Origin of the sequence: Haloferax denitrificans ATCC 35960 (assembly GCF_000337795.1) — an archaeon.
Classification (GTDB): Archaea; Halobacteriota; Halobacteria; order Halobacteriales; family Haloferacaceae; genus Haloferax; species Haloferax denitrificans.
In genome coordinates this window covers 59,120-66,813 of the sequence record NZ_AOLP01000010.1, presented here as the reverse complement: position 1 = coordinate 66,813, position 7,694 = coordinate 59,120, and the positions used below count along the sequence as shown (strand labels likewise).

General features: G+C 70.6%; 5 protein-coding genes and 1 tRNA gene. 5 read left to right on the top strand and 1 reads right to left on the bottom strand.

From position 1 onward, the window contains the following. Window positions 1-265: 265 nt before the first annotated feature. The gene (locus C438_RS09800; protein WP_004969218.1) at window positions 266-2,830 is read right to left on the bottom strand and encodes a methyl-accepting chemotaxis protein; all 2,565 of its coding nucleotides are present in this window, start codon (window positions 2,828-2,830) and stop codon (window positions 266-268) included. Window positions 2,831-3,121: 291 nt separating this feature from the next. On the opposite strand from C438_RS09800, the gene C438_RS09795 reads away from it, so the two are divergent. From C438_RS09795 to C438_RS09780, 5 genes are all read left to right on the top strand, one after another. Continuing rightward, window positions 3,122-3,466 (top strand): ferredoxin, encoded by a 345-nt coding sequence (locus C438_RS09795; protein ID WP_004969217.1) that lies wholly within the window; start codon window positions 3,122-3,124, stop codon window positions 3,464-3,466. A 41-nt stretch (window positions 3,467-3,507) separates the two neighbouring features. Continuing rightward, a tRNA-Leu gene (locus tag C438_RS09790) sits at window positions 3,508-3,592 on the top strand. A gap of 307 nt (window positions 3,593-3,899) precedes the next feature. After that, on the top strand, window positions 3,900-4,685 hold the full coding sequence (locus tag C438_RS09785) for a tetratricopeptide repeat protein (RefSeq protein WP_004969216.1): 786 nt from the start codon (window positions 3,900-3,902) through the stop codon (window positions 4,683-4,685). Between the two features lie 51 nt (window positions 4,686-4,736). Then, the gene (locus C438_RS19690; protein WP_004969215.1) at window positions 4,737-4,913 is read left to right on the top strand and encodes a hypothetical protein; all 177 of its coding nucleotides are present in this window, start codon (window positions 4,737-4,739) and stop codon (window positions 4,911-4,913) included. 117 nt (window positions 4,914-5,030) lie between these two features. Then, window positions 5,031-7,403, top strand: coding sequence for a methyl-accepting chemotaxis protein (locus C438_RS09780; RefSeq protein ID WP_004969214.1), 2,373 nt, complete (start codon window positions 5,031-5,033; stop codon window positions 7,401-7,403). Window positions 7,404-7,694 lie beyond the last annotated feature (291 nt).

Below are 7,694 nucleotides of genomic sequence, written 5' to 3'. Positions count from 1 at the left end.
TCTGCGGGCGACGACGAGGCGGCGTTCGACGCTCGTCTCCCACCCGCGGGCGGTCCAGAGGTCGGCGAGGAATCGGCGGCGGTCGCTGGGGCCGGCGGCGCGAATCAGGTCGCCGAAGCGCGAGCGACGGGACTGCCGCATCGCTCGGAATTAGGGCTCGACGGCGAAAGCATCACCGGGCTGGTCGCGGTGCGGTTCGGTGGGGTGCGGTTCGGTGGGGCGCGGTCGGCGCTGGCGCGGTCGGCTCCGTTGCGACCGCGCCGGCTCAGCGGTTCGCCGAGTTCTCGTACTCCGACAGGCGGGCCGACACCTGTTCGTCCATCGTCGCCAACACGGCGTCGAGGTCGCGGCCGTCGAACAGCTCGGACAGCCCCTCGGAGACGATGGTCCTGACGGTCGTGAAGGGGCCGACGCGAGCGCCGCGGGTGGCCGGCGTATCGACGGTCTCGGCCAGTTGGTCGAACGCGACCGCGAAGCCGGGGTGCTCGTCGAACCAGCCGTCGTCGCGGAGGAGGTCCCGCGTCCGCCGGTGGACCGGGAAGTAGCCCGTCTGGCGGTGCCAGCGACGCTGTTGTTCGGGCCGGGTGAGCCACGCGATGAACTCGCCCGCGGCGGCCCGTTTCCGGGACTCGACGCCGTCTGCGACCCACAGCGACGCGCCGCCGACGACCACGCCCTCCCGCGACGACCCGGGTGCGGGGAACCGGCCGACTTCGGCGGTGAACCCGCGCTCTGCGGCCCCTCGGACGACCGACGCGGCGCTCGAACTGGAGTCCACGAGCATCGCGGCGCGGCCGTCGAGGAACGCTTCGCGGGCGTCCCGGCGAGCCTCGACTCCGGGGTCGAAAAGCAGGTCGTTGCGTTCGAGGTCGCGCCACCACTCGAACACGCGCATCCCGACCGGGCCGTCGAGGTGCGAGGTGCGGGCGGTCCCGCTCCGGCCGTTGTCGGCGTCGAAGAGGCACTCGCCCGCGGCCGCGAACCACTGCTCGACGAACCAGCTGTAGTTCGCCCACGTCGCGCCGTAGTCGACGTTCCCGCTCGTCTTCAGCGTCGCCGCGGCCGAGGTGACCTCGTCGAACGTCGCCGGGGGGTCGTCGGGGTCGAGTCCGGCCCGCTCGAACGCGTCGGCGTTGTAGTACAACACGGGGTTCGAGGCGTTGAACGGCATCGACCAGAGCGCGCCGTCGTGGCGGTAGTAGTTGGCGATTTCGGGGACGAGTTCACCCGCGGACGCCCCGTCGGGGAGCACCGACTCGACCGGGGTGAACGCCCCGCTGTCGAGGGCGCGCTGGGTGCCGACCTCGTACAGTTGCGCGATGGTCGGCGGCGTCCCCGACCGGGCCGCGGCGAGCGTCGCGTCGAACGTGCCGCGGTAGCTCCCCTTCGACGCGGTGTCGACGCGGACGCCGTCGTGGTCGGCGTTGAACTCGTCGACGAGCGACTCCAGAACCTCGGCCTTGTCGCCCGACATACCGTGCCAGAACTGGACGACGGTCTGGCCCGACTCGGTCGCCTCGGCGTGGAGGCGGTAGTCGTCGATGGAGTCTTGGAGGTGGTCCGCTTGGTCGGAAAGCGCGCCTATCTTCGTCACCGCTTCGGAGAGCGAGACGGTCTGTCGGCGGGCCGACCCGGCGGCGTCGACCGCGAGCGCCGCGGTCTCGTCGCTTATCTCGCCGACGCCGTCGGCCTGACTCACGACCTCTTGGGAGGTCGCCGCCTGCGAGTCCGTGGCGTCGGAGATCTCGTGGAGGCTCCCGTTCGTCTCTTCGAGGTCGGAGACGACGCCGTCGAGCGCCGACAGCGCGTCCTGAATCGTCTCGCTCCCCTCGTCGAGGCGCTCGCTCGTGTCGGTGATGTCGTCGACCGTCGCGGCCGACTGCGCGCGGACCGCCTCGATGGTCGATTCGATGTCGGCGGTCGCGGCCTGCGTCTCCTCTGCGAGCGCCTTCACTTCGTCGGCGACGACGGCGAAGCCGGAGCCGGCCTCGCCGGCGCGGGCGGCCTCGATAGAGGCGTTGAGCGCGAGGATGTTCGTCTGCTCCGCGATGTCGGAGATTTTCGTCGCGATGCCGGTGATGTCGTCGATGCGGTCGTCGAGTTCCTCGACGCGCCCGACGGTCGCGTCGGTCCGTTCGCCGATGGCCGCCAACTCGTCGATGGCGGTCTCGGCGGCGCGCTTGCCGCGGTCGCCGCGCGCGACGGCCTCGTCGGTCGCGTGCCTGATTTCGTCGGCGGAGGCGGCGACCTCCTCGATGGTCGCCGAGAGGTTCCGCATCTCGTCTGCGACCTCCTCGACGCTCTCGCTTTGCCGGCGCGCGCCCGCCGCGATGTCGTCGACGGAGCCCGCGACAGACCGGCTCTCCTCGCGGCTCTCCTCGGCGGCGTCGGCCACGATTCGGGTCGACGCCGAGACCTGGTCGGCGAAGGCGTCGACGGTCCGCATGGCGGTCTGCCACTCCTCGAACAGTTCGTTGAGGGCGCGGGCGTGGCGCGCGAGCGCCGGGTCGTCGGGCACGTCGACCCGGACCGTCAGGTCGCCGTCGATACAGCGTTCGATAGCCGCGGTGAAGTCGTCGAGGCCGTCGAGCGCGGCGGCGTTCGAGCCCGCCGGCGCGGTGGCATCGTCGTCGGCGGAGGGAGACTCTCCGGCCCCAGACTCGACGGCGGCCGAGGGGGGACCCCCGCCGTCGCTTCGCGCGTCGTCGCGCGCCGGCGCGTTCGCGGCGTCCGATTCGGATTCGTCGTCGGTCGCGCGCGACCCGAGCGCGGCCCGGACGGTTGCGCGAACCGACGACGCTCGACTCCGGAGGTGGCTGTCGTCGTCCATTGGTCCGGAATCCCTCTGGTCGGTGATAAGACCACGCCCTCGGGTATCAAATATGAGAACAGATTCGTGACTGACGGTGAATCGGTCGACTGCCCGTTCGACGGAAGCGTTCCACTGAGCCCGGATTCTCCCGATAGAATACGGTACGTGTACTCGGCGGTATGCCGGGGGAGGGCGAGGGAGATGCGCTTCGACGGACGTACCAGAACTCCGAGGCGTCGCGCGGGGTCCGGCCCGGGGCGTCGCCGCGCGACCGACAGCGCAAAGACCACCGCGCGGCAAGGGCCGACGATGAGCGAGGAGTCCGACCGTCCGAAGCCGAGCGACTTCGGAACCGACGAGAACGCCCCGCCGGTCGACGAAAAGCCCTACAAGATAATCTTCGAGGCGAACAAGTGCTTCGGGGCCGGCCGGTGCGCGGAGGTCGCCGACAACTGGGAGATGGACCTCGAAACCGGCCTCGCCCGCGCCAAATCCTACTTCGTCGGCGAGGACGAACTCGACGAGAACGTCGAGGCGGCGGAGGTCTGCCCGGCGAAGAAGGGCCGCGGCGTCATCCACGTTATCGACCGCCGGACCGACGAGGAGCTATCGCCGAACCCGCACGGCGACGGGACGCTCTCCGTCGACTGGTAAAGCGAAAGCACTTTTCTCCCCCTCGAAGAACGGGAGAGTGCGCGGGGGTGGCTGAGCCAGGCCAAAAGCGGCGGACTTAAGATCCGCTCCCGTAGGGGTTCGCGAGTTCGAATCTCGTCCCCCGCATCGATTCTCTGAACGTAGTGAAGAGAGCGATGCGGCCAGAGAGATTTGAGCTAGGGAGCGTCGCGAACGGAGTGAGCGGAGCGAGTGAAGTTCGAATCTCGTCCCCCGCATTTTCGTCGCCGAGCGACGGCGAGGCGCGCAACTCGAACGACGAACGTGAACTCGGGAGCGACGCGTCCGGCGCGTCCGGCGCGTCCGCCGACCCACCGCCCCACCGACCCACTGAGCCGCGCCGTCCCACCGACCCGCCGGCGACCCGAGGGCGACCCCCGAGCACGTTATGTCGACTCCCCGCCAATGGGTACGAATGGCTTCGACGCGCAGACACCGCTACTCGGAGGGACAGGGATTCGGCGACCCCTACGACGGGTTCGACCTCGACCCGCCGACGTACCGGGTGAACGGGCGGCTGGTCGACCCGGCCGACGACCACGCTCTCGCCGAACTGGTGGACGAGGCGGGAATCGACCCCGAGGCGGTCGACCCGGCGGCGCTCGTCGAGGTCGGACTGGCCTACGCCGCCATCGAGGAGTACGAACAGGCCATCGACAGCTTCGGACGGGCGGTCGCCTACGCCGACGAGGACTCGCCGACGGCGTGCGAGGCGTGGGTGAACAGGGGCGTCGCCCACGCCCAGCTCGGCGAGTACGACGAGGCGGTCGGCGCGTACCGCGAGGCGCTCCGCATCGACGACGACGGCGAACACGCCGCGGCCGCGGAGACGAACCTCGCGTACGCGCTGTGGGAACTCGGCGACTCGTCGGAGCCACTGGACCGCGCCGAGCGCGCCGTCGAACTCGACCCGCGACTCCCGCAGGCGTGGTACAACCGCGGCTTCTTCCTCGCCGAGCGCGGCCTCCACGAGGAGGCCGTCCGCTGTTTCGACGCCGCCATCGCCCTCGGGATGCGCGACGCCTCGGTGCGGGGCGAACGCGAGCGGTCCGCGGCGTTCCTCGAAGACGCCGTCGAGAGCGAGACCGAAGCGCGGGAAAGCGCGGCCGCGGCCCCGGAACGCGCCCGCGACGCGGAACCAGAGGCGCGCGAGGCCGCCGCCGACGCGGCCGACCCGGACGTGAGAGAGCGAGGCGAGTAGGGCCGCACCCACAACTATTTTGACAGTTCGAATAATGAGATGTAATTAGCCGTGACACCCGGACACCTCATCACGCGATTCGACGCCACGCTCCTCGGCATGGCCGTCTGTCTCCTCGTGGGGGCCGTCGTCGGCGTCGTGTCCGCCCTCCCGACGTCGGTGGCCGCGGGCGGCGGCGCGACCGGGGCCGCCGCCCTCGCGTTCGGCGTCACCGCGAGCGAACTGTAGCCGGTTCTCGGAACTCGTAACTCGGCACGTGAGACGGGTGCTGTTTTCCCGCACAGTATCACTCCTGATAGTCAGCGGGACAACGCTTTACGTCGCATTCGCTTGCTACCGACTGACATGAAGCTCGCCACGCTGGTTCCGGCGGTGCTCAGGCGGAGCTACCTCCGGAAGTTTCTGTTCGTTATCCTCCTCGTGGCCGCGGTGATGGGCGGGTTCGGTCTGTACGTCTCGGACGCGGTCGGGACCGAGGTCAGAGCCGGCACTCACAGCGACCTTGAGATGGTCGCCACGCTGGAGGCAGAGGGGCTATCGAACTGGGTGGACGGCTACGCCCGGACGTCCCGGATGCTCTCGGAGTACGAGGCGGTCCAGACGGGCGACCCCGACGGCATCGACGAGGCGCTCGAACGCGAAAAGGAGACGCTCCCCGACGAGGTGATGGCGATTCACTACCTGCGGCCGTCGGACGGCGACATCGTCCGAAGCACCAACGGCGTGATTGAGACCAAATCGGTGTCCGACCTCGGCCTGTCGTGGACGACGGGGTCGTTGGCGATGGGCGACCCCGACGCCGTGGCCGTCTCAGAGGTCTACCGCTACGGCGGGAGCGAGCGCCTCGCGTTCCTCAGTCCGGTCGAGGGGCGGGACGGGGCGGTGATGGTGGTCGTCGACGCGACGAAGCACGCCGAACTGCTGAGCGAGCCGGTCGAAGGCTCCCAGACGCGCGTGGTGACCGCGGGGGGCGTCATCGCCTTCGACAAGTACGGAAAGAACGTCCTCACGACGTACCGCGAGGGGGCGGAGACGCCCGCGCTCGACGCCGCGCTCGGCGGTGAAACGGGCGTCGTCGAACGCGAGACCGACGGGGACGCCGGCGGCGACGTCGTCGCTTACGCGCCCGTCTCGGGGACGAACTGGGCAGTCCTCGTGGAAGCGCCGCAGGACAACGCCTACGCGGTCGCGCAGGTCGTCGAGCGCGACGTCGCCGTCCTCATCGGCGTGGCCCTCGCCGGCCTCGCGCTGGTCGGCGTCGTCATCGGTCGCAACACGGTGCTGTCGCTCCGACGGCTCCGCGCCAAGGCGACGGCGCTCGCCGGCGGCGACCTCGACGTGGACCTCGAAACCCGCAGAGTCGACGAGTTCGGGGCGCTGACGCGGGCGTTCGCCGAGATGCGCGACGGGTTGCGCGAGCGCATCGAAGCGGCCGAAGACGCCCGCCGCGACCTCGCGAGCGCCGCCGACGACTACCGCGAGACGATGGACGCCGCGGCGACGGGCGACCTGACGGTTCGGACGTCGGTCGAGCCGACCGACGAGGCGATGGCGGCCGTCGGCGACGGCATCGACGCGATGCTCGCCGACCTCGAAGCGACCGTCGGACGGGTCGCGTCGTTCGCGGCGACCGTCGACGCGGCGGGCGAGCGCGTCACCGCCGGCACCGAGGAGGTCAGCGCCGCCTCCGAGCGGGTCGAGCTGGCGACGGCCGACATCTCCGAGGGCGCGGCCGAGCAGGCGTCGCTCCTCACGGAGGTCTCCTCGGAGATGCAGGACCTCTCGGCGACCGTCGAGGAGGTCGCCGCCTCCGCCGACGAACTCGCGGCGCTCGCCGGCGACGCGTCGGAGCGCGGCGAGGCCGGCCGGGACGCGAGCGCCGCCGTCCACGACGAGATGGCGAACATCGACGAGCGCGTCGCGGTCGCGGCCGAGGGCGTCGAAGCGCTCCGCGACGAGGTGGCGGACATCGGCGAGGTGGTCGACCTCATCGAGGACATCGCCGACCAGACGAACATCCTCGCGCTCAACGCCTCCATCGAGGCCGCCCGCGCCGGCGACGCGGGCGCGGGCTTCGCCGTCGTCGCCGACGAGGTGAAGGCGCTCGCCGAGGAGACCGCCGACGCGACGACCGAAATCGCGTCGTCTATCGAGTCCGTCGAGGCGACGGCCGACGAGACGGTCGCCGCCGTCAGGACAGCGCGCGAGCGCGTCTCTCGCGGGTCCGAGACGGTCGAGTCCGGCGTCGCCGCAATCGACGAGGCGGTCGACAGACTCGAAGAGGTCGACCACGGCGTCGCCGCCGTCGACGAGGCGACCACCTCGCAGGCGTCGGCCGCGCAGTCGGTCGCGCGCCTCGCGGACGAGGCGGCCGACATCGCCGACGAGACGCGAGGCGAGGCCGCCGACGTGGCCGGCGCGGCCCACGAACAGAACGACGCGATGGTCACCGTCGCCGGGCAGATGCAGGAGCTGTCGTCGGCGACCGACGAACTCCGGGCGCTCGCCGACCGGTTCGAGGTGCGTGAGAAAGCGGCTCGTGACGGCATCGGCGACGAAGACGGGCCCGCGACAGCGGACGGGGCGAGTTCCGAACCGCTGTCGTCGCCGACGATGGCCGACCTCGCCACCGACGGTTCGGGCGGAGACGAGTCCGTCGGCGACGGAACTGACTCGGGTGAACGCGAACCCGCCGGCGACGGTCCGGGCGAGAACTGACGCGGCCGCGTCGCTGGCGGAGTGTTATTGGTCGGCCGTTTCTCGGGGCGATACTGTTCAGCTATCGCTCGGGTCGGTTGTTCGACTCGACCGCGCGCGAAAACGCGAGCCGTCGCTCCCCGATGTGAGCTTCGTGAGAAAGGGATAGGCAGCCGCACGGGAGCGGCCCGCGCGGCAAATGCCGCCCTAGATTGGTCCCCGCTGACGCTTCGGCCCTCCAAAGCGAAGCGTCACCTGAACGGAGTGCCGCGAGATACTTAAACGTGCCGCCATTCGCCCAAAACCGCCGCA

What these genes read in the sequence shown, in the direction of transcription:
- C438_RS09800 (WP_004969218.1), bottom strand. Translation starts at nt 2,830, where the DNA reads ATGGACGACGACAGCCACCTCCGGAGTCGAGCGTCGTCGGTTCGCGCA.
- C438_RS09795 (WP_004969217.1), top strand. Translation starts at nt 3,122, where the DNA reads ATGAGCGAGGAGTCCGACCGTCCGAAGCCGAGCGACTTCGGAACCGAC.
- C438_RS09785 (WP_004969216.1), top strand. Translation starts at nt 3,900, where the DNA reads ATGGCTTCGACGCGCAGACACCGCTACTCGGAGGGACAGGGATTCGGC.
- C438_RS09780 (WP_004969214.1), top strand. Translation starts at nt 5,031, where the DNA reads ATGAAGCTCGCCACGCTGGTTCCGGCGGTGCTCAGGCGGAGCTACCTC.